At 72.5% G+C, this 21149-nt stretch carries 19 protein-coding genes and 1 pseudogene; 1 reads left to right on the plus strand and 19 read right to left on the minus strand.

Annotated features, from left to right (window positions below; all coding sequences use genetic code 11):
- Nucleotides 1–253 precede the first annotated feature (253 nt).
- The 17 genes and pseudogenes from aroQ to C1I95_RS13355 all read right to left on the minus strand — a co-directional run bounded on the left by aroQ (nt 254) and on the right by C1I95_RS13355 (nt 18639).
- The gene (aroQ, locus tag C1I95_RS13275; protein ID WP_111214123.1) at nt 254–694 is read right to left on the minus strand and encodes a type II 3-dehydroquinate dehydratase; all 441 of its coding nucleotides are present in this window, start codon (nt 692–694) and stop codon (nt 254–256) included.
- The gene (gene aroB, locus C1I95_RS13280; protein ID WP_111214124.1) at nt 691–1767 is read right to left on the minus strand and encodes a 3-dehydroquinate synthase; all 1077 of its coding nucleotides are present in this window, start codon (nt 1765–1767) and stop codon (nt 691–693) included. Before aroB ends, aroQ begins: the two co-directional genes overlap by 4 nt.
- Before the next feature lie 9 nt (nt 1768–1776).
- Nucleotides 1777–2286 carry a shikimate kinase gene (locus tag C1I95_RS13285; protein WP_111214140.1) on the minus strand — a complete coding sequence of 170 codons (510 nt, stop codon included), beginning with the start codon at nt 2284–2286 and terminating at the stop codon, nt 1777–1779.
- An 8-nt stretch (nt 2287–2294) separates the two neighbouring features.
- On the minus strand, nt 2295–3473 hold the full coding sequence (gene aroC / locus C1I95_RS13290) for a chorismate synthase (protein WP_111214125.1): 1179 nt from the start codon (nt 3471–3473) through the stop codon (nt 2295–2297).
- Between the two features lie 106 nt (nt 3474–3579).
- On the minus strand, nt 3580–4236 hold the full coding sequence (locus C1I95_RS13295; protein ID WP_111214126.1) for a class I SAM-dependent methyltransferase: 657 nt from the start codon (nt 4234–4236) through the stop codon (nt 3580–3582).
- A 58-nt stretch (nt 4237–4294) separates the two neighbouring features.
- Nucleotides 4295–5263 carry a glycosyltransferase family 2 protein gene (locus tag C1I95_RS13300; RefSeq protein WP_438941308.1) on the minus strand — a complete coding sequence of 323 codons (969 nt, stop codon included), beginning with the start codon at nt 5261–5263 and terminating at the stop codon, nt 4295–4297.
- A complete protein-coding gene (locus C1I95_RS13305; RefSeq protein WP_233513643.1) occupies nt 5212–5787 on the minus strand; it encodes a glycosyltransferase in 576 nt (191 codons plus the stop codon). The genes C1I95_RS13300 and C1I95_RS13305 overlap by 52 nt, the downstream gene beginning before the upstream one ends.
- 202 nt (nt 5788–5989) lie before the next feature.
- Entirely contained in the window at nt 5990–6436 is a 447-nt protein-coding gene (locus C1I95_RS13310; RefSeq protein WP_111214142.1) for a glycosyltransferase family protein, read from the minus strand.
- A 243-nt stretch (nt 6437–6679) separates the two neighbouring features.
- Nucleotides 6680–7930 (minus strand): hypothetical protein, encoded by a 1251-nt coding sequence (locus C1I95_RS13315; RefSeq protein ID WP_111214128.1) that lies wholly within the window; start codon nt 7928–7930, stop codon nt 6680–6682.
- 76 nt (nt 7931–8006) lie between these two features.
- Nucleotides 8007–8900, minus strand: coding sequence for a sulfotransferase domain-containing protein (locus C1I95_RS13320; protein ID WP_111214129.1), 894 nt, complete (start codon nt 8898–8900; stop codon nt 8007–8009).
- 16 nt (nt 8901–8916) lie between these two features.
- A complete protein-coding gene (locus C1I95_RS13325) occupies nt 8917–10527 on the minus strand; it encodes a lipopolysaccharide biosynthesis protein (RefSeq protein ID WP_233513641.1) in 1611 nt (536 codons plus the stop codon).
- Nucleotides 10524–11867 (minus strand): O-antigen ligase family protein, encoded by a 1344-nt coding sequence (locus C1I95_RS13330; protein WP_438941306.1) that lies wholly within the window; start codon nt 11865–11867, stop codon nt 10524–10526. Before C1I95_RS13330 ends, C1I95_RS13325 begins: the two co-directional genes overlap by 4 nt.
- A gap of 3 nt (nt 11868–11870) precedes the next feature.
- Nucleotides 11871–13478 (minus strand): lipopolysaccharide biosynthesis protein, encoded by a 1608-nt coding sequence (locus C1I95_RS13335; RefSeq protein ID WP_111214130.1) that lies wholly within the window; start codon nt 13476–13478, stop codon nt 11871–11873.
- A gap of 78 nt (nt 13479–13556) precedes the next feature.
- On the minus strand, nt 13557–15536 hold the full coding sequence (locus C1I95_RS13340; RefSeq protein WP_438941309.1) for a hypothetical protein: 1980 nt from the start codon (nt 15534–15536) through the stop codon (nt 13557–13559).
- Nucleotides 15537–15717: 181 nt separating this feature from the next.
- A complete protein-coding gene (locus C1I95_RS13345) occupies nt 15718–17433 on the minus strand; it encodes a glycosyl hydrolase (RefSeq protein WP_111214132.1) in 1716 nt (571 codons plus the stop codon).
- Between the two features lie 248 nt (nt 17434–17681).
- Entirely contained in the window at nt 17682–17876 is a 195-nt protein-coding gene (locus C1I95_RS13350) for a DUF397 domain-containing protein (RefSeq protein WP_111214145.1), read from the minus strand.
- Nucleotides 17873–18639 (minus strand): annotated as a pseudogene (locus tag C1I95_RS13355) (DUF5753 domain-containing protein). Before C1I95_RS13355 ends, C1I95_RS13350 begins: the two are co-directional and overlap by 4 nt.
- Before the next feature lie 384 nt (nt 18640–19023).
- Between C1I95_RS13355 and C1I95_RS13360 the strand changes: the two are divergent.
- Entirely contained in the window at nt 19024–19350 is a 327-nt protein-coding gene (locus tag C1I95_RS13360) for a hypothetical protein (RefSeq protein ID WP_438941307.1), read from the plus strand.
- Between the two features lie 104 nt (nt 19351–19454).
- On the opposite strand, the gene C1I95_RS13365 is transcribed toward C1I95_RS13360, so the two are convergent.
- Nucleotides 19455–20600: an RNA polymerase sigma factor gene (locus tag C1I95_RS13365; RefSeq protein WP_111214147.1), complete on the minus strand. Its 1146-nt coding sequence runs from the start codon at nt 20598–20600 to the stop codon at nt 19455–19457.
- A gap of 8 nt (nt 20601–20608) precedes the next feature.
- The gene (locus tag C1I95_RS13370; RefSeq protein WP_111214133.1) at nt 20609–21016 is read right to left on the minus strand and encodes a YciI family protein; all 408 of its coding nucleotides are present in this window, start codon (nt 21014–21016) and stop codon (nt 20609–20611) included.
- Nucleotides 21017–21149: the final 133 nt, after the last annotated feature.

Consider the following 21149-nt stretch of genomic DNA (forward strand, 5'->3'; position numbering starts at 1 on the left):
AGCCGGCAGGCCCACCACCCGCCGACACACAACCGGCCGGCCCACGCCGACATCCGACCGGCGAACCCGACACCGCCCGAATCCTCCCCGGCCGTACCGACTCATCCCATCCCCTGAGCGGCACCTTCCCCGCAACGCGAGACCCGCAACGCGAGAATTTGGACAGTTTCCGTTAGCGCGGTACGGAAACTGTCCGAGATCTCGCATTCACAACAGACTCGGGTGGCAGCGAAGACCCCGAAGCGGGCGGTCGTCAGCCGGCCTGATCGGTGCGGGCGGCCAGATGATGCAGGGCGAGGCGGTAGCCGTCCACGCCGAGCCCGCAGATCACCCCGGTGGCCACCGCCGAGACGACCGAGTGGTGCCGGAACTCCTCCCGGGCGTGGATGTTGGAGATGTGCACCTCGACCAGCGGGCCACGCAACAGGGCGCAGGCGTCCCGAACGGCGATCGAGTAGTGCGACCACGCCGCCGGGTTGAGCACCACGGCCGCCCCCTCGTCCGCCGCAGTGTGCAGCCAGCCGATCAGCTCATGCTCAGCGTCGGTCTGCCGGACCGTGACGGCCAGGCCGAGCGCCCGCCCGGTCGACTCGCACAGTTCGACCAGGTCGGCGTAGCTGGTCACCCCGTAGACGTCGACCTGCCGGCTGCCCAGTCGACCCAGGTTCGGCCCGTTGAACACGTACACCCTCATGCGGCGACCTCGCCGTACGCGGCGTGCAGCAGCTCGTCGTCCGGGCCCTCCAGGATCGCCGGCTGGGCCAGCCCGTCGAGCACCACGAAGCGCAGCCGGCTGCCCCGGGCCTTCTTGTCGACCCGCATGGTGGCCAGCAGCCGGGGCCAGGCATCGGCCGGATAGCTGGTGGGCAGGCCGAGCGCGGTCACCACATCGCGGTGCCGGCGGGCGGTGGCGGCGTCCAGCCGACCGGCCAGGCGGGCCAGCTCGGCGGCGTACACCAGACCGACCGCGACCGCGTGGCCGTGCCGCCAGCGGTACCCCTCGACCTTCTCGATCGCGTGGGCGAGCGTGTGCCCGTAGTTCAGCACCTCCCGGACGCCCGACTCGCGCAGGTCGCCGGCGACCACGTCGGCCTTCACCCGGATCGCCCGCTCGATCAGCTCCCGGGCGACCGGCCCGGTCGGGTTGGTCGCCGCCGCCGGGTCCCGCTCGACCAGGTCGAGGATGACTGGGTCGGCGATGAACCCGCACTTGACCACCTCGGCCAGCCCGGCGGCCAGGTCGATCGGGGGCAGGCTGTCCAGCGTGCTGAGGTCGGCCAGCACCCCGACCGGCGGGTGGAAGGCGCCGACGAGGTTCTTACCGGCCGAGGTGTTGATCCCGGTCTTGCCGCCCACCGCCGCGTCGACCATGCCCAGCAGCGAGGTGGCCACCGGCACCCAACGGACCCCGCGCAGCCAGCAGGCGGCCACGAACCCGGCCAGGTCGGTCACCGCGCCCCCGCCCAATCCGACCACCGCGTCGGTGCGGGTGAAGCCGGCCTCGCCGAGCCGGTCCCAGCACTGCGCCGCCACGTCGACGTGCTTGCCGGCCTCCGCGTCGGGCACCTCGATCGGCAGCGGCGCCATGCCGGCCGCGCTCAACCGGACACCGATCGCGTCGGCCAGCTCCTTCAGCGGCGCGGCGTGCAGCACCGCCACCCGGGTGGCCTCCGGCAGCAGGCCGGGCAGCGCGTCGAGCAGGTCACGCCCGACCAGCACGTCGTACGGCCGCTCGCCGCCGACCGGGATCCGGGTCACCTCGTTCATGGGCGGGACCTAACCCTCCTTGCGCAGCAGCTGCGCGATCTCGGCGGCGATCTCCTCCGGCGTCCGTCCGTCGGTGACCACGGTGGCGGTGGCCACCTCGGCGTAGAGCGGGCGACGCTGGTCCATCAGGTACTTGAGGGTGGCCCGGGGGTTGATCGCCAGCAGCGGCCGGCCGGCCCCGAGACCGACCCGCTTCACCGCGTCGGCCAGCTCCACGGAGAGGTGCACCACCCGGTGCCCGGCCAGCGCGGCGCGGCTCTCCTCGGCCAGCACCGCGCCGCCGCCGAGGGCGAGCACGCCCGAGTGGGTGGCCAGCGCCGCAGCCACCGCCGCCCGTTCGAGGGTACGGAAGTGGGCCTCGCCCTCGTCGACGAAGATCTCCGGGATCGGCTTGCCGGCGAGCTGCTCGATGTCGGTGTCGGTGTCGCGGAACTCGACGCCGAGCGTGGCCGCCAGGGTCTGCCCGACGATGGTCTTACCCGCGCCGGGCGCGCCGACCAGGACGCAGACCGGGCGGATGGAACCGGTCACCGGATCACCAGCGCGTCGAGGTAGCCGGCCAGGTTACGCCGCATCTCGGCGACCGAGTCACCGCCGAACTTCTCCACCGCCGCCTCGGCCAGCACCAGCGCGACCATCGCCTCGGCGACCACGGCGGCGGCGGGCACCGCGCAGACGTCGGAGCGCTGGTTGATCGCGGTGGCCGGCTCGCCGGTGGTGACGTCCACCGTGGCCAGGGCCCGGTTCAGCGAGGAGATCGGCTTCATAGCCGCCTTCACCCGCAGCGGCTCACCGGTGGTGATGCCGCCCTCCAGGCCACCGGCCCGGTCGGTGACCCGGCGCACGCCGGTGGCGGTCGGCATGATCTCGTCGTGCGCCTCGGAACCCCGGGACCGGGCCTGCTGCCAGCCGTCGCCGATCTCCACGCCCTTGATCGCCTGGATCGACATCAGCGCGGTGGCCAGCCGGGCGTCGAGCTTGCGGTCCCATTGCACGTGGCTGCCCAGACCGGGCGGGACCCCGTACGCCAGCACCTCGACCACGCCACCGAGGGTGTCGGCGGCCTTCTTCGCGGCGTCGACCTCGGCGACCATCCGGGCGCTGGCCTCCGCGTCGAGGCAGCGCAGCGGGTCGGCGTCGATGCGCTCGGCGTCCTCCGGGCGGGGCCGCAGCCCCGGCTTGACCGCGACCGGGCCCAACTCGACCACGTGCGAGACGATCTCGACGCCGAGCGCCTGGCGGAGCAGCGCCTTGGCCACCGTGCCGACGGCCACCCGGGCGGCGGTCTCCCGCGCGCTGGCCCGCTCCAGGATCGGCCGGGCGTCGGTGTGACCGTACTTCTGCATGCCGGCCAGGTCGGCGTGGCCCGGCCGGGGGCGGGTGAGCGGGGCATTGCGGGCCTGGCTGGCCAGCTCGTCCGGGTCGACCGGGTCGGCGGCCATCACGGTGCGCCACTTGGGCCACTCGGAGTTGCCGACCCGGATTGCGACCGGACTACCCAGCGTCGCGCCGTGCCGCAGGCCACCGATGACCTCGACCTCGTCCTGCTCGAAGGCCATCCGGGCACCCCGGCCATAGCCGAGCCGGCGGCGGGCCAACTCCCCGGTGATCTCGGTGGAGGTGACCTCGACCCCGGCCGGCACCCCCTCCAGCAACGCGACGAGGGCGGGCCCGTGTGATTCCCCTGCGGTCAACCAGCGCAACACAGCGGCCAGTCTGTCACGCCCGCCGTCCGCCGACACGCACCGCCCGTCGCGTCCCGCCCTGCGGACGCGGCCGAGCGCACGGACCCGGCCCGGACCATGTCGACCGCTACGGCTTCCTGATCGCGATGATCGACTTGGTGAGTCCCATCAGGCGCTCGTTGCGGATGGTCGCGTCCGGGAAGAGGTACCGCAGCTCCGCGCGGCCGATCAGTTCGGTGGTCAGAACCTGCCGCATGGCGGCCTCGTAGGACTTGCCCGGCGTGTACGCGAGCGGCCACCTCCGGGCGATCACCACCCGCGTCGGCACCGGCAGGAACTGCATGCCGGGCGCCACCCAGTGCGGTTCGATCGGGAAGTAGCGGTACGGCGTCTGCACCCAGTAGGCGGGTGCCAGCTCGCGGACCGCCACCGCCATCCGCCGGCGGCGTTCGTGCCCACCGACGTGCTCCAGCACGCTGTTGCTGAACACCAGGTCGTACCGCCGGCTCAGGATCTCCGTCGGCAGCTCGCAGGCGTCGGCGTGGTCGGCGTCGGCCCAGTCGGGCAGCTCCGCCGGCAGCGGCTCGAGATTGACGACGTGCACGTGCGCCGGGCGGACCGGAAGGCCGGCCCAGCTCTCGACCCGCCCACCGAGGTCGAGAACGCTCATCTCGGCGAGATCCGGGAACGTGTTCGACAGCCAGGCCGCGCGCCGGGCCCGCCGCTTGGCACCGTACGAGGTGGGCGAGTCGACGAGGCGGAACCTGAGCGAATGAAGTGCCATCGAGGGGTGACCCTTCGCTAGGGGTTGATGAGTCCGCTGCGACGCGGGGGCGGCCCGGTCAGATGCCCCGGCCCCGCCTGTGCAGGGTGCGCAGCACCGCGTCGGCCCGGAGCACCCGACCGGCCACGGCCAGGGCCAGGTATGCCCGGGGTTCACGCGGGTTGCGGCGGATGGTCCGCCGGGCCCAGCTCACCGCACCCCGCCGGTCGCCGGAGGCGGCCCGCGCGAAGGCGATCTGCCCGGCGACCCGCGCCTCCCCCGCCGGCTGGGTGCCGAACTCGGGATAGCGGTCCAGCAGCCACTGCAACGCCTCGGCGATGGTGTCCCACCGTTGGGCGAAGTACGACCGCCGGTGCCAGCGCACCAGCACGTACGGGGTGCGCAGGTTGACCAGCGGGGCGCTGCGGGCGGCCCGGAGCAGGAACTCGTAGTCCTCGGCGTAGCTGCCCGGGATCTCCTCGTCGACCAGTCCGAAGCCGTCGCGCAGCGCCGCCGCCCGGATCAGGAAGGTCGACGGGTGCAGTTCGGTCATCCGGTCCCGCAGCAGGTCGGCCAGGCTGATCGAGTCGCGCTCCAGCACCCGCTCGACGGTGTGCCCGTCGTAGCTGACCCGGATGCCGCAGCTGACGAACTCGGCGCCGGGCACCGCGGCCAGGGCGTCGACCTGGGCGGCCAGCTTGCCGGGCAGCCACTGGTCGTCGTCGTCGCAGAAGGCCACCAGGTCGCCGGCGGCGGCCAGGGTGCCCGAGTTGCGGGCGCCGGCCAGGCCCGGGGTACGGGTGTTGGTCACCACCCGTACCGGCCTTCCGGGGCCCGCGAGCTGGCCGAGCGACGGGTCCGGGTCGGACTGGTCGTACACCACGACCACCTCGACCGGCCCGGGGTAGTCCTGCGCGACGACGGCGCGTACCGCGGCCCGCAGCAGCTCCGGGCGGTCCCGGGTGGGCAGCACGGCGCTCACGCTCGGGTACGCGGTCACGGGTTCCGCCCCTCGTCCGGGTCGGGGCCGCGCCACGGCCGCCACCAGGGTCGGTGGCGTCGCTGCGCGGCGGCGGCCACCAGCTCCTCGACGATCACCCCGACCCGGCGCACCGCGGCCCGCTGCCCGTCGGTCGCCTCGGTGTCCACGGTCACCGTGAACCGTGACCGGTCGGCCAGCCCGGCGGCGAGCGCGGCCAGCAGGTCCTGCCGGGACTCGCAGAGCGCGACCAGGCCGGCCGCGCCGAGCCGGCGGGCGAACAGTTGCTGGTGGTCGTCGACGTGCTCGCCCCGGGTCGGGTCGCGGGGCACCACGATCGGCAGGTGTCCGTGCCGGCGGGCCTCCAGGATCGTGGCCGGGCCGCCGTGGCAGACCACCAGGTCGGCCTGGGCCATCGCCGCCTGCAACTCGGCGTGGCCGAGGAACGGCACCGCGTCGGGCAGGCCGGCGACCCGGGTGTGTCCGTGCTGGACGGTCAGTACGACCTCACCGGCCATCTCGGCGTACCAGGCACGCAGCCAGGCGACCAGCCGGTCGAAGGGATGTCTGTCGGTGCCGACGGCGACCAGCAGGTGGGCCGGGCTGTCGGGGTGTGCCCCCCGCTGCGCCGGTACCCGCGCCACCGCCTCGGGTCGGGCGGCGCGGGGGCGCACCGACGCGATCCGGGGCCTGTCACCGGCCGGGCCGTGGCCGCTCATGCCGTCGCCTCGGTTCGCTCGCCGCCGGCGCGAGGGGCCACGCTGCGGTACCGGACGGCTCGCTCGCTCCGCTCGCTCACAGCAGTGTCCCGACGACGGTGGCCTCCGGGTACTGGCGGCGCTGCTCCTCCCACTGGACGAGCATCGCCGACAGGAACGGGCGGCACAGCCGGGCGGTCAGCGTGGGTGTGTCGATCCGGTCGTAGACCTCGATGTACACGGTCGGGATGTGCCGCAGCCGGGCGAGCACGACGAACGGTAACGCCACGCCCGCCCCGGTGGTGACCACCGCGGCGACCCGCCGCCGGCGCAGCACCCGGGCGGCCAGCACCGCGTTGCGCAGCAGGTTGGGCAGGTGACGGGTGGTCGGATGGTACGCCGGGACGACCTCCTCGCCGGCGAGCAGCGACAGCGCCTCGGGTGTGTCGAAGGTGACCCAGCACCGACGCCAGGTCTGGTACCAGGGGCGCAGGGCCAGCAGTTGGGCCAGGTGCCCACCGCTGGATCCGACCAGCAGCAGCATCGGCTGATCCCCGGGTTCCCTGATCTTCGCGCCCACGCGACTCCTTACACGTTCGCCTGGAGTTTCAGTAGGCGCCACGGAGCGGCAGGCCACATGCCTTCCGGCCAGTGAAGACTACGGTCGGCTGATGATACGCTCCCTGTCCGTGATCGGCAGGGCAGGCGCGCGGCCACCACCCCAGCGGTCACCACCAGGAGTTATCTCGTCACCGTCCGGCGTGGGCAGTGGGTCGGAGCCCACCCGTCAGCCGCCGTGTCGTTCCTCGATGACGTCCAACAGCGCGGGATGCAGCGTCCGGTTCCAGCCGGCACCCGCGTCGGCCAGGCGCGACGTCCGCAGCCACATCTCCACCAGGTACGCGTCGGCCACCAACCCCCGCCGCCGGGCGTCCAGACCCAACCCGTTGCCGTGGCGGGCCAGCCACCCCTCGACCTCGGCCACCGCCGAGGCGACCGGCGCGCCGCGCAGCACCACGGCACGTTGGAAGGCGTCGTGGGCCAGATCGAACCCGACGGGCACGTCCGGTCCGCTGTGCTCCCAGTCCCAGGCGACCAGGCCACCGGCGTGCCGGCCGAGGTTCCACGGCACCCAGTCGCCGTGCCAGTGCCCGAACTCGACGGCGGTGTCGCCGTGCCGGCGGGCCAACTCGGCGACGGCCGCCACCGCACGGCTGCCGGCGACGTGCCGGCTGGCCGCCCGCCGCGCCTCGGCCGTCAACCGGGCAAGGAACGGTGAGCCGGCCAGCGGCCGGTGCTCGGCCGGTGGCCCGCCCCGACGGGCCACCGCGAGCAGCGCCGCGAAATCGGGCGGCGCGTCGGCCGGCACCCTGCGTAGCCGGGCCGGCAGCGGCTCGATCACCGCGACCACCTGCCCCGTCCAGGAGAACTCGGTGAGCAGCCGGGGCGTGCCGGGATGCCCGGCCGCGCCGGCCACCCGGGACAGTTCACGCAGGACCGCCGCCTCGCCGGTCACCAGGGCTCGCGTCGCGTCGTTCCAGCCGATCTTCGCGTAGCCGCGCGGCGTGCCGCTGCCGTCGAACAGTTGCAGCGTCGGCTTGTGGTTCGGATCGGGCGGGCGCACCCCGCAGGCGGCGTGGGTCGGCGCACCGCCGAGCACGGCGGACACCCGATCGGCGAGCAGCAGCTCGGCGGGGTCGACTCCGGTGGGCACGGCGACGGTCAGGACGGGAAACGGTGCCCGGGCGACGACGCCGGCCCGGGCCGCCATGCCGAGCGCGGCCCGCACGGCCCGCACCTTGCCCGGCCGCAACGCGTTGTACCCCAGCAGCGCCGCCGCGGTGACCCGGGGCGAGGCCAGCGGCAGCAGGAACCGCGCCCGGGCGACCGACGGGACGACCGCGTAGCGGGCCGCGACGGTGTGCCCGGCCGGCGGTCCGGCGTCCACGGCCAGCGCGACGCGCTCGTCACCGAACACCGCCCGGGTGACCCACCCCAGCCCGTCACCACGTCTGCGGGGGTCGGTCCGCTCGTTCATGACGGCACTCCGCTTCGCTCCGTGCCGCCATCAGCCACCACCGCACCGAACTGACGATTCACTCGCTGACGCCCGCTCATGACGGCCAGTCGAGGCGAATCCCGAGCCGCTGCCGCAACGCCTCGTTGTGCGGGCGGTAGTACTCGGTCAGCTCGGCGCGCAGGGCCGGCTCCAGCGGCGCCGAGCGCCGGTCGTTGTAGACCTTGAAGTCGGGCAGGTCGAACGCCGGCAGACCGAGGAAGTCCAGGGTGCGCCGGTAGGTGGCCCGGGCGTCGCGGTAGAGGTCCTCGCTGGGCAGGATGAGGATCTGCGCCCGGTCGAAGCGGTCCAGCCACGGCTCCAGGTGCTCCAGGTACCGGCCCCGGGCCCGGTAGCTGTACCAGTCGTAGCGTTCGCTGAAGTGGTCCGGTTCGGCGATCAGCCGCTCCCGCTCCCCCGCCGTACGCGCCGGCTCGGCGGCCAACGCCGCGGCGAAGTCCAGCGGCTCCACGCCGTTGGTCCGGCGTTCCTTCCAGTGCGAGTACGCCCGCTCCACCGGATCGCGCAGCAGCACGATCAGCCGCACCGCCGGCATCAGCGTGGCGACCCGCGCCGCAGCCAGGGGGTGGAACATGTACAGCGGGGCGGCCTCGCCGACCCGTACCGGACCGCCGTGACGGCTCTCCAGCGTCTCCCGCTGCCGCACCGTCGGAAAGTGCGAGCGGTACCACGCCGCACCGCGACGCCAGTTCTCCTCGAAGTAGTGCGACGACTTGGTGTTCCAGGCCGGAAAGAGCCGGGGCACCAGCGGATGCTGCACGAGGTAGTTCCACAGCGAGGTGGTGCCGCCCCGCTTGGTGCCGATGATGAGGAAGTCCGGCAGCGGCCGGCGGTCGCTGGTGCGTACCCCGTAGTCGACCAGACTTTCCCGGACCCGGCTCGTCACCTGGGTCGGTACCAGTTGCTTTACCCGGTCCCGGATGGACGGCACGACCTCACCTGCCCTTCTAGGGCCGTGGTGGGGCGCCGTCCGGCGTCCCACCACGGATCTGCCCCATGGTCACCCGGATGCCACGCCGCACCCGGGGCACCGTCGACACACCGACGCCGGCGGCGACCAGCACGCCGACCGTCACCGCCAGGCCGACCAGCACCCGCCCGCCGACCAGCGCGCCAACCGTGGCCGCGCCGCCCACCGCGACGACGACGGCCAGCGCCGCGCGGAGCATCGTCGCGTCGACGAGCGGCTGACCGATCACCGCTCGGGCACAGCCGAACGCGATCAGGTTCTCCGTGACGATCCCCGCAGCCCAGGCCGCCGCCGCCCCGGTTGCGCCGTGGCCGGGGATCAGCAGGACGCCGAGTGAGACGGTGACCAGCAGTCCCGCCGACGCGGCGGCCAGATGCAGCCCGCTGCGTCCGCTCATCAACAGCAGACTCTGCACGTTCCCGACGCCGGTGTTCACCAGCATGGCCAACGCGAGCACGGTCATCGCGGTGGCCCCGGCGGAGAAGTCCGCGCCGAAGATCTGCAGAAACGCGCGGCCGTGGATCGCCAGCAGCAGGTAGACCGGCCAGGAGAGCACCACGGCCCAGACGGTCAGCTGCCGGTGCACGGCCGCGGCCGTTGCCGGCTGCCCGTGCCCGAGCAGCCTGGACAGCTGAGGCGACACCGCGACACGCAGCCCCTGCATGGCGAGCTGGCCGGCGAGGATGTAGCGGCCGACCGCGCCGAAGACGCCGGCTTCCGCCTGTCCGGCGAGCACCGAGGTGAGCAGCACCCCGACCCAGACCGCGCCGGCGTCGATGACGGCCGACGCGGCCCGGGGCAACGCGAAGCGCCAGAACGTCCGCCAGTCGGTCGGTCGGGGTCGCAGCGCGACTCCCCGCCCGACCCCGAGCGGGCCGGCGACCAGGGTCAGGCAGACCAGCAGGGCAAGCGCCGCCGGCACCAGCCAGCCGGTCAGCCCGGCCACCAGCCCCCAGCCGGCCAGCACCGCCACGCCCACCAGCACCGGGCGCGCCAGCGGCAGCAGCACCGACTGCACCGCGAGGTAGGCGCGGATCGGTCGTACGCAGCGGACCACGGCGAGCAGCAGCGTCATGCCCACCACCAGCGGGACCGCGGCGAAGCTCAGCGCGATGACCAGGGCACCGTCGGCATCGGGTGCGTCGAGCAGGCGGGACGCCAGCGGCTCGGCGCCGACCACCCCGACCGCAGCCACCACAAGCGCGGCCGCCAGCGGCGGGATCAGCGCCACCGGCAGGATCCGGGCCGCGTCACCGGACGCGCCGGCACGCCGTCTCGGCAGTGTCCAGATCAGCCCGGTTTCCGCACCCAGCGTGCAGACCGCGGCGGCCACCGTGACCACACCGATCGCCGCGAAGAACACCCCGGACCCGGCCGTGCCGTAGCCACGGGTGATGACCACCGCCAGGACGAAGCCGAGCAGTCCGTTGGTCGCCGCGCCGAGCAGGCTGGCCACGCCCGTACGGGCGCTGTGCCGGGCTTCCGCCGCGGCGTCGGTCCCGATCCGTGGCGGCGCCGACCCGGCCACGGTGGCGAGATCGCGGCGCGGGGACGAGGCGGCGGCGGGTGGCCGCGCGGGCGCGGTCATGCCGGCACCACCTGCGGACCGGGCGGCGCGCCGCGTGCCGCCGCCTCCCGCTCGACGAACGCCATCGACAGGGCGACCGCGAAGAAGGCGATGGACATGGTCGGGCTCGCCATCCCGTAGAAGGGGATCTGCACCAGGCAGATCACCGGAACCACCGCCAGCCACTGCCCGGCGGCGGCGCAGGCCCGGGCGCAGATCACCGTGACGACCAGGAACCAGGCGAGAAAGCAGACCAGCGCCGGTATGCCGTGGCCGAACAGCACCATCCAGAGTTGCCCCTGGGTGCCGACCGGCGCCTCGGCGGAAACCGTGTCGGAGGTGACCGGCCCGCCGTAGCCGAGCCACGGTGAGTCACCGATCCGGCGCAACACTTCCGCGTAGAGCGAGAACCGGTCGGTGTTGGTGTCGCTGGACTCGACCCGGTCACCGATCAACGTGGCAACCGGGATGAACAGGGCGGTGAGCAGACCGGCGAGCAGCACTCCCGCGACGGAGAGTCCGACCCGGACGTTGCCACGCAGCACGGCCCGCACACCGAGCACCGCCAGCCCCACGCCGAGGCTCGCGAACATCACCCGGTTCAGGGTGAGGAAGGCCGGGGCCAGCGACAGTGGCAGCGACGCCAGCACCGCCCAACGCAGTACGCCCCGACGACGCAGCAGGGTGAACGCCACCACGCAGGGCAGCGTCAGGGCGTACGCCCCGCCGTAGTTGTTCGTGTACGGGAAGGGTGCCGCCGGCCGGTAGACCGGGTCGAGTGACCGGGCGCTGTACTCGGTCGTCGTGATGTGCACCAGATCCTGGATGTAGGGGTTACCGGCGATGCCGCCGGGCAGCAGCACCTCGACCGGTGTGGTGAGGGCGAACCGCGGCGCGAGTACGCCCAGCCAGCCGAGCGCGACCAGGCCGAACCAGAATGCGCAGAGCGGTACCAGGACCGCCGCCTGGTCGACGCGCTCCCGGGCGAGGGCGTACACGTAGCCGCCGACCACCAGGGCGGTGGCGTAGAAGCCCAGCCGCAGACCGAAGGCGGCCACCGAGCCCGGTGACGACAGGCGGGTCGCGCTGATCACCACCAGCGCCAGGTACAGCAGCCAGATCCCGGTGGCCGGCGGCAACGGCACCTGCCCACGGACGACCAGCAACGCGAACAACACGGCGCCGAGCAGCGCCCAGCCGAGATAGAAGGCCCCGGCCAGCCACCAGATCGGCACCAGGCCGAACATCACCATCAGGGGCCAGCTGGGCAGCCGGGGCGGCGCAGCGGCCCACCGCACCGGACCGGGTGCTGGCCGCCCGCCGATCGGGTCGGTCACCGCCGGCGCGCGGGTGCGGGGCACGGGTCAGCCCCGTCCGTCACGGGTCAGCACGAAGCCCAGCGTGGTGACCCCGGCCGCGCGCAGCCGCTCCACCAGTCGACGCAGTTCGGCCTGCCGGGTGCGATCCCGTTCGACCACCACCACCGCGCTGCCCTGGCGGGCCACCGCGACACCCCGCTCGTCGGTCTCGGCCGGTGGTGCGTTGAAGAGCAGGAGCGGATGGCGGACGCCGTTCCGGAACGTCCCGAGCAGAACACTGCCGGCACCCACCCGGACCTCGCCACTGTGCGCCGGTCGGCCGTTCGGCCCGCCGGGACCGCTCGCCGGCCGAGGCAGGGTGAGCGTGGCGTCCGGGTCGGGCGACGTACGTCGGTCGACGGGACGGGGCGACGGGCGACGCGCTGGCGTGATCACCTCGGTGGTCTCGTCGGCGGTGGTCGGGGCGGTGCGGGGTTTCGGGACGGCCGGCCTGGTCGGATCAGCCGACGCCGGTAACCGCGCACGGTCGGCGAGCACCGCGTCGCGGAGGCGGTCCAGTCGTCCGCTGTCGTCGGCGACGAAGACGTCGCGGCCGGCGACCGCGAGTGCGACCGCCAGCCGGGCGGTGATCGGTGTGGGGTCTTCCCGGGCGCTGAGCAGCGTCACCCGGGCCGGCTGGTGGATCCGCTCCGCGATCGCCATGGCCACGTACCTGATGTCCGCCGCGACCGGACCTCGACGACCGAATCCCCGACGGCCCCGGACCGTGCCGAGCAGCGGCAGACCGCTGGTGCGTCGGGCGTCGTCGGCCGACCGGACCCGCCGGTCCACCGATTCCAAGGCGAAGGCCAGCACGACGCCGAGCAGCCCGCCGCCGAGCAGGCCGGCCAGCACGAACATCGACTTCCGGCCGCCGGCGGACACCAGCGCCGGATCCGCGGTCTGGGTGACCCAGCCCGGATTGACGTCCACCGCCGCGATCTCGGTACGTGCGGAGTTCAGCTGGGTCAGCTGACTGTTGATCCCGGTCAGCTCGGCCGCGGCGGTGTCGGTTCCCCCCTGACGGGTGTTGGCGATCCGCTTCTGGATCGCCGCCTGCTGCGCGGCCACCTTGGCGATGCTCTCGTCGTACGAGCGGAGCATCTCGTCCCGCTGCCGCTCGTACATCGACCGGCGGACGTCGAGGTAGGACTCGGCGGCCAGGTTGACGCTCCGCACGGCCTGCTCGGCGGAGCGCGCGCCGTAGGAGAAACGCAGGATCTGACCGCCGGCGGGCACCTCGACCTCGAGGGCATTCCGCACGTCGCGTTGATCCTGCCCGTTCGTCTCGGCCAGCCGCCGCACCACCTCGGTGCCGGTGGCGATGCCGCTCTCCACGTTCATGTTCACCGCCCGGTCGGCGGCGGCACCGCTGGGGCTGAAGGCGTCGGTGACCACCGGGCGGACGGCCACCACCGCGTGGGCGCGGTACAGACCGGGGACGAAGGTGACGTACCCGAGCGCGGCGACCAGTCCCAGCACGGCGATCACCGCCACCGCCCCGATCCGGTGCAGCGGCACGCGGAGCAGATCGCTCAACGTCACCGTACGCTCCGAGCCGCCACCGCCGCCGAACGGCTCGGCGGACCAGGAACGCGGTGCAGCGTCAGTCATGGGGCTTCAGCATCTGTGATTCCTTGCGGCAAGGCGGTAGCGGCTACGTGCCGACGCTTCGTCACAGCCCGCGATCGCTTACTCCACGGAGAAGAACATGGACGGGGTGGACCAGCTTAACCCCGGACTCGCGGTAGCGAGGACCGTGCTCTGCGTACCGTTGACCACGGTCGCCGGCGCCGCGGTCGGGTGGAACGGCACGCTGCGCAGCGCACCGTCGGTGGCGCCGTAGACGATCCGGCCGCCAACCCACGCCATGCCGCGGACGGTCGACCAGGTGACCCCGGTGGTGGGCAGGCTGAACTCGGTGGCTCCGAGGTAGTTGCCGTCCGGTTCGAAGTACCGGTAGTAGAGCTGGTTCGCGCCGGTGCGGGTGTAGTAGAGCCGCCCGTCGAGATAGAACGCGCCGGTCATCTGGGCCGGGTTGAACCAGGCGTTGTAGCCGGAGGATTCCCAGGGGACCCCGATGGCACCGCCGTTGAACATCGAGATGTCGATCCGGCTGCCCGTCGGCGTGCCGGCCACGAGGTGCGACCAGTAGATCCGGTCGCTGACCCGCCAGGTGGCGCCCGCGCCGGTGTAGTTCGGCTGGCTGACCGTGGTCGGCGAGCCGATCCCCGCGCCGTTGAACGGCACCTTCGCGAGCTGGCCCGCACCGACGCTCAGGTAGAGGTGGCCGGTGGTCGCGGTGGGCGGGTTCTTCGGGGCGATCGTGCGCCCGCCGGCCAGCGGGAACACACCCAGCCGGCCGTGGTACTCGTTGCCCATGCCGTCGGAGTTGTGCCCGAAGTAGAGCCCGTCGCTCCCCCGCCAGAGCACCGGCACCTGCGAACCCCAGGCGGTCGTGCCCGCCGGCAACGAGGTGCCGCCACGGCGGCCGGGGTTCCAGTTGACCGGCATGCCGGTGGCCGGAGTGACCGCGGCGACGCCCAGTCGGTCGACGGCGCCGGGGCCGGCCCGGTCGTGGGCGGCCGGGTTGTTCAGCCAGCGGAAGTGCCCACCGAGGTAGATGATGTTGTCGGCCACCTCCACCGAGGTGATCGTGTCGTTGCCGGTGAAGTTGATCCAGGTGCCGAGCTGGTCGGCGCCCCGGGCGGCGGTCTCGAAGCGAATCAGCGCGTCGCAGTACGCGGCCGGCCAGCCGGCGCCGCCGTTGGTGCCGACGACGAACCAGGTGCCGTTGCCACCGAACCGCACGTCCTGCACGTAGTGCACGTACGTCGCGGGCGCCGCGCACGGCGGGGCGAACTTGTCCGTGCTCCAGTCGATCACGCTCGGCGTGCCGGTGAGGTCGACCAGTGCCATCTGGTCGCGCGGCAGGTCGTTGACGAAGCGGAAGTTACCGCCGGCGACGAGGGTACGGCCGTCCGGAGTGACGTCGATGGTCCAGGCGTACGAACCGGTGTCGTGCCGACCGACAGTGGCGTTGATGTTGAAGGTCGAATCGATCGCCCCGGTCGTGGCGTTCAGCCGGGCGAGCCCGGAGTGAGCGGCGCCGTTGATCCAGTTGAAGGCACCGGCCAGGTAGAGATGGTTCTGATGCAGGACCATGTCGCGGATCATCCCGCCGTCCGAGCGGCCGACCCAGCTCTCCCGGATCGCGCCGGTGGCCGGATCGAGCGCCACCAGGTTCTTTCGGGCCACCCCGTTGACGTTCTTGAACGCCCCGCCGACGATCAGCGTGCCACCCGGCCCGGCGATGAGCGCGTTGACCGCGCCGTCGAGCACCGGCAGGAACGTGGTGGAGATGGTCCCGGTGGTCCGGTTGTACGCGAACAGGTAGCGCCGGGCGATCCACGCCGAGCTGGCCGTCTGGCGGATCTGGGTGAAGCTGCCCCCGACGTACACCATGTTGCCCACCTCGGCGAAGGCGCGGGTCTCACCGTCCCTGGCGTGCGGGGTGTGGTCGGCGGGGTTCGTCGTGACCAGGGTGCCCGGCTCGGGGGCCGGCACCACGGCCGCGGCTGCCGTGGTGGGCACGGCCAGCACGGCCGCGACGGTTGCCAACACGACGGCCCCGGCCCGGACTCGGGGTCTACGCGCGGGACGCCACGACAAGGACAATCTGGGCACGCTGAGCCTCCGGAGTGGACGAGAATGCACGTAGAGTCTCGCGTCCACTCCGGAGGGCAACATCCACCGATTGGGCGATCAGTGGCTCGATAAGCGGACAAAAGCCACGAGCGGTCGGATGCCCGACAGCCGCCGACGCCGCGACCGGCTTGCGGATCGCCCTCGCTCAGCGACTCCCTCCCGTGGGCTGCCGCAGATAGCCGTCCCGTCCGGCGGCCGCGAACCCGGCCAGCGCCGCCGCGTCATGGTTCATGGTCATGTTGCAGGCGCTCGTCGTCCGCGTCATACCCGGGGAGTTGAAGTAGATCGCGGCCTTGATCTTGGGGTGCGCCTTGAGCGCCGCCGGGAACTCCTCGAACCAGCGCCGCTTGGCGGTCGGATCGGCGCTGTCGAAGTTGGTACCGAACTCGGCCAGCATCCGCGGCTTGCCCGCGCCGATGCCCTGCTCGTCCAGCCAACGGTAGAAGGAGCCGACCGTCGCGCTCGGGCTCCGCCAGACCGTGCCGCCGTTGCAGACGTGGAAGTTGTACGGATCCCAGGCCACCCAGTCGACATAGCGGTCACCGGGGTAGAGCCCGGCGTACCGGTCGTAGTGGCCGGACCAGCCCATCACCGTCCACACCCAGACCGCGTTACGGACACCGGCAGCGGCGAACCGGTCGTGCACGTACCGCCAGGCCCGGACGAAGTCCGCGTCGCTCCCCTTGGCCGGCTCGTCCTCCGGCTCGTGGTCAAAGCCCAGGAACACCGGCTGACCGACGGCCCGGATCCGGCCGGCGACCGCGTCGATGGTCGCGTCATGCCCCCCGCCGTAGACGTCCTTCCAGGTCAACACCGCGCCGGAGGAGAAGACCCGGGTCTCCCAGGCGAAGAACATCAACCGGCCCTCGCGCATCTGCTGCTGCTGGTAGACGTCCGGGAAGGCACCGTTGCTGCCGGTGTTGGAAAAGTCGTGGTACCGATGGACGATGTCGAAGGCCCGGCCGACCTGCGCCTCGATGTCGGTGATGGCCCGACCGTGGTCCCAGGTCGCCGGGTTGGTCGGCGAGTACATCCCCCACCAGGCACCACACGACGGGACCAGCTTGTCCGAGACGGCCCCACACTGCCCCGAGCCCGCCCCGGGCGGCGTCACCGTGGGGCTGGGCGGCACGGGCGTCGGACTCACGCTGGGCGAAACGCTCGGCGAAGCGCTCGGCGGGACGGGCGTGCCGGTCGGTGCGACCGAGGGTCCCGGCGCGACGCTGGGCGAGGCCGTCGTCGGGCGGACACCCACGCCGTAGCTGATCACCAGGCGAGGACGCAGCTCCGGGTTGCGGTTCTCCGCCGAGGCCCAGTAGATGCGGGTCGCCAGTCCGCTCTGTGCCAGCGACACCGTCCAGACGCCGTTCCCGCTGACCAGCCCCGACACGTCCCACTCGTTGAAGCCCCGGCCCACCCCGTCGACCGCGTCCAGGGCCGCGCCGACCGGCACCGGCGCCGGCCGGGCCGCGCGGGCATCCAGCCGGGACGCATGCGCGGTCACCGTCGCCTCGAACGCCTGCCAGGCGTGCACCCGCAGGACCGCGCGGACGTCCACCGCGTTCGCGGGCAGCGACGTCACCGAGAATTGGAGGATCGCCTCCCGGGCACCACGCGAGTTGCCGTCACACCGGGCGGGGCAGGTAGCCAGCGTCGCCTTGACGCTGTTGTCGCCGTCCTGCGACACCATCGTGGCCGTGGTGTCGGCCACCACCGGGATCGACAGGTCGTCGGCGGCGAGCAGCGGCACCACGGTCGCCGCCAACCCGAGCACCACCGTCGTGCCGAGGACGCCGAGCACCACGGCCTTGCGCCGGGGGCCACGATGCCGAATGAGGCGGTGCAGTCCGCGTCTGGCCACGGATACTCCTTGCGTCTTGACGATGACGCTGAGCAGCGTATCGACGTACCCAAGGGTGCCAGCGGACGACAGTGGAAGCTAAGCGTGTCTTAACTACCAGCTAAGACACCCCAGCTCAGGGGCGTTTTGGGGTCCGATCGTCGATGGCTCAGCTGCGCCGACCCCTGGCGTGTCGCGCCGCCTCAGAGCCAACGATCACACAAAGAAGGCCTCGGCTGCACGCCAGGGCCTTCTCACCGCGTTGATGGTCAGCCCAGCGGGCCGATCTGCTTCGCCAGGTTCACGAAGGACTGCCACGAGCCAGGGTTGAACAGGAGAGTGCCGCCGTCGCGGTCCTTGGTGTCACGCACCAGCACCACGCCGGGCACATTGTCGGCGACCTCCACGCACGACCCGCCGTTGTTGCCGCTCTTCGTGCTCTTGCGCCACTGCGCAGCGGTCATGTCCATGATCCTGCCGCTTTCCTGATCAGATCCAGTGATTGGGGGCGGGAGTGGGCCTCGCTCCTGATGCGTTCCCACCTGCGGTTCAGGGTAGCAACCGAGGAAGCATCTTTGATCATCTGCGCTGGCGCCTGGCTGTCGACGTGCGCAACATGCTCGCCTTCGGGCAGCTCGGCCACGATGAACCCACCACCGAGGCCCGGGTACATGCCAACATCGCGCGGCACGACGAGAATCTGGACGGACGGCATCTGGGCGCACCGGGCCAGGTGCTCGACCTGCTCGCGCATCAGTTCGCGATCGCCGTACGCCGACTGATGAAGCACCAGTTCGTGGATAACCGCGATCAACAGCGGCGGGCGCTCTCTGCGAAGGATGGCCTGCCGGTCGATCCGGGAGGCAACTATGTCGTCCGCCTCGGCCGGCGTCAGCGCTTCGCCCGCGAGGGTGGCTCGCGCATACGCCTCGGTCTGGAGTAGGCCCGGCACCCAGCAGTGCTCGAACCATCGCAGGGCGACGGCCTCACGCTCCCAGTCCACCCATGCGCGCAGCCACTCCGGCTCGCGGCGCTTCAGGACATCGGGCCACAGGTCCCCTACGTCCCGTCGAAGGATAGAGGCGATGGTTGCGCGTCGGCGAGGTTGCGGCACGCGTCCCGGGGAGATCCATCGCGCCGCTGTCTTCGGATCGACTCCTTCTGAGCAGCCAAACTTTCGGTCGTCTCGCCGGCCTCGGCCATCGCTGCCTGGAGTGCATGGTTCATCCCGCCTCCACCATGGACGTCCCGAACGTCCCGTGAGAATAGACCAACGTCGTGTACAGGTCCCGTTGCGCTGGGCAGTGTGTCGAGTGTGCGGCACTACCTGGTGGAGGCGCAGGAGCCCGGCAGGAGTCCCGCGGGGCCGTCCGTGGACTTCCCCCGTGCGCGGGCGGCCCCATCCGAATGCTGAATGGAGGCCGACGTGCGGACCCCTGTCCCTTGGTATCAGTGCCCGACGACCGTTCTGCCCGCTCGGCCGGTGCTGCCGCAGCGCCGTCGCGGAACGCATCTGCCGGAGTGGATGCGACAACCGACGCAGCCGCTACCGCTCCAGCGGCCCGGGCGTCCCGGGTGGTTGACGCCGGGCCAACTGTGGCGGGCGTACGGATGCCACTGGTGATCACCACCCGACTGTCGGCGCCGAACCGCGGCCCCCGCCCGGAGCGTCCGCACGCCACCGGCGCCGGGGTGGTGCCGCACACGCCGTTGCGGCCGATGTGGTGCTGCCGGGCCGACGGGCAGCCCTGGCCCTGCGGTGAGGCTCGGCTGCTGCTGCGGGTGGAGTACGACGGGAACCTGGCCGGCCTGTCGATCTATCTCGCCGGCCTGATGTACGAGGCCATGCGCGACCTCTACCACCTCAACCCACACGACGGCCCCGAGCCTGCCGCCCTGTTCACCCGATTCATCGCCTGGTCCCGCCGCGCGGGATAGGGATCTTGGTACGAAACCGCCCCGCCACGGGCGCTTTCGTACCAAAATCTCGCAGGGTCGGTCAGGGCCGCACCATGTGCTCCGGGAAGTTCCGAGCGCGACCGTCAGCGGCGCCGGTGGGCGTTGAGGCGGGCGGCCTGGCGGGTCAGGTGGTCGCGTTCGGCGAGGTTGGCGGCCTTGTGGGCCGCCTCGGCGTACAGGCGTGCCGCGGTGGCCTGGTCGCCGTCGCGTTCGTGCAGGTACGCCGCCACTGCGGCGTACCGGGGCAGTGACTTGTCCAGCGCCGCGAGCGCCGCCAGTCCGGCGCGTGGTCCGTCGGCCTCGCCGACGGCCACTGCGCGGTTGAGCCGTACGACCGGGCTGTCGGTGAGGCGCGCGAGTTCGTCGTACCACTCGACGATCTGCACCCAGTCGGTCTCGCCGGCGGTGGGCGCGTCAGCGTGGAGTGCCGCGATGGCGGCCTGGGCCTGGAATTCGCCCAGCCGGTCGCGGGCCAGGGCCGCCTGCAGGATCTCGACGCCCTCGGCGATCGACGTGGTGTCCCACCGGCTGCGGTCCTGCTCGGCGAGCGGCACCAGGCTGCCGTCGGGCGCGGTCCGGGTGGCGCGCCGGGCGTGGTGCAGCAGCATGAGGGCGAGCAGCCCGGCCACCTCGGGGTGGTCGATCGCGGCCGCGAGTTGCCGGGTGAGCCGGATGGCCTCGGCGGCGAGGTCGACGTCACCGGAGTAGCCCTCGTTGAAGACCAGGTAGAGGACGCGCAGCACGGTGGCGACGTCGCCGGGCTGGTCGAACCGCACCCCGGAGACGGTGCGTTTGGCCCGGCTGATCCGCTGCGCCATGGTCGCTTCGGGCACCAAATACGCCTGGGCGATCTGGCGGGTGGTCAGCCCACCGACGGCGCGCAGCGTGAGCGCGACCGCGGACGACGGCGTCAGCGACGGGTGCGCGCACAGGAAGTACAGCGCAAGCGTGTCGTCCACCGCGACCGCGGGCCCGGGCGTCGGCTCCTCGTCGAGGAGGTCCTCACGTCGCCGGCGGGCGGCGTCCGCCCGGGTCGCGTCGATGAACCGGCGCCAGGCCACCGTGACCAGCCAGCCCTTCGGGTCCCGCGGCGGGTCGGCCGGCCAGACCCGCACCGCCTCGACCAGGGCGTCCTGCACGGCGTCCTCGGCCGCCGCGAAGTCGGCTCCGCGGCGGACGAGGACCCCGAGCACGCTCGGTGTGAGGCTCCGGAGCAGGGCCTCGTCCATCTGACCGCTCACTCGGTGATGGTGGGCGGCTCAGTCAGGAACGGACGCACCTCAAGCCACTCGTGGATCGGCTTCCCGCCCGCTCCCGGGGCGGCCGACAGTTCCCCGGCCAGCTCGATGGCACGCTCGTAGCTGTCGACGTCGATCACCATCCAACCGGCGATGAGGTCCTTGGTCTCGGCGAACGGGCCGTCGGTGACCGGCGGGCGCCCCTCCCCGTCGTACCGGACGAACGTCCCCTCGGGGGCGAGCGCCTGACCGTCGACGAACTCGCCGCTCCCCTCGAGCCGGGCCGCGAAATCGTTCATGTACTGCACGTGCGCCGAGATCTCCTCCGGCGTCCACTGGTCCATCGGCACGTCGTTGACCGCAGCCGGAGCGCCCCGGTAGTGCTTGAGCAGCAAATACTTGGCCATCGTGATTCTCCTCGGTGCTGGTGCGACCCATTCTGGTCACCTTCACCACGGGGACGGAGCCAGCCACGGGTTCTCGACATCACCGGCCGAACTTTTCTGGCCGGGGTGGGACGGCGTGCCACGCGGTGGGGAT

The sequence above is a fragment of the Micromonospora craterilacus genome (genome assembly GCF_003236315.1).
GTDB lineage: Bacteria > Actinomycetota > Actinomycetes > Mycobacteriales > Micromonosporaceae > Micromonospora > Micromonospora craterilacus.

Excerpts from the sequence above, each read along its gene's own strand:
- aroQ (WP_111214123.1), bottom strand. The coding sequence starts at position 694 with ATGAGGGTGTACGTGTTCAACGGGCCGAACCTGGGTCGACTGGGCAGC.
- aroB (WP_111214124.1), bottom strand. The coding sequence starts at position 1,767 with ATGAACGAGGTGACCCGGATCCCGGTCGGCGGCGAGCGGCCGTACGAC.
- C1I95_RS13295 (WP_111214126.1), bottom strand. The coding sequence starts at position 4,236 with ATGGCACTTCATTCGCTCAGGTTCCGCCTCGTCGACTCGCCCACCTCG.
- C1I95_RS13310 (WP_111214142.1), bottom strand. The coding sequence starts at position 6,436 with ATGCTGCTGCTGGTCGGATCCAGCGGTGGGCACCTGGCCCAACTGCTG.
- C1I95_RS13315 (WP_111214128.1), bottom strand. The coding sequence starts at position 7,930 with ATGAACGAGCGGACCGACCCCCGCAGACGTGGTGACGGGCTGGGGTGG.
- C1I95_RS13325 (WP_233513641.1), bottom strand. The coding sequence starts at position 10,527 with ATGACCGCGCCCGCGCGGCCACCCGCCGCCGCCTCGTCCCCGCGCCGC.
- C1I95_RS13335 (WP_111214130.1), bottom strand. The coding sequence starts at position 13,478 with ATGACTGACGCTGCACCGCGTTCCTGGTCCGCCGAGCCGTTCGGCGGC.
- C1I95_RS13350 (WP_111214145.1), bottom strand. The coding sequence starts at position 17,876 with ATGACCGCTGCGCAGTGGCGCAAGAGCACGAAGAGCGGCAACAACGGC.
- C1I95_RS13360 (WP_438941307.1), top strand. The coding sequence starts at position 19,024 with ATGCCACTGGTGATCACCACCCGACTGTCGGCGCCGAACCGCGGCCCC.
- C1I95_RS13365 (WP_111214147.1), bottom strand. The coding sequence starts at position 20,600 with ATGGACGAGGCCCTGCTCCGGAGCCTCACACCGAGCGTGCTCGGGGTC.
- C1I95_RS13370 (WP_111214133.1), bottom strand. The coding sequence starts at position 21,016 with ATGGCCAAGTATTTGCTGCTCAAGCACTACCGGGGCGCTCCGGCTGCG.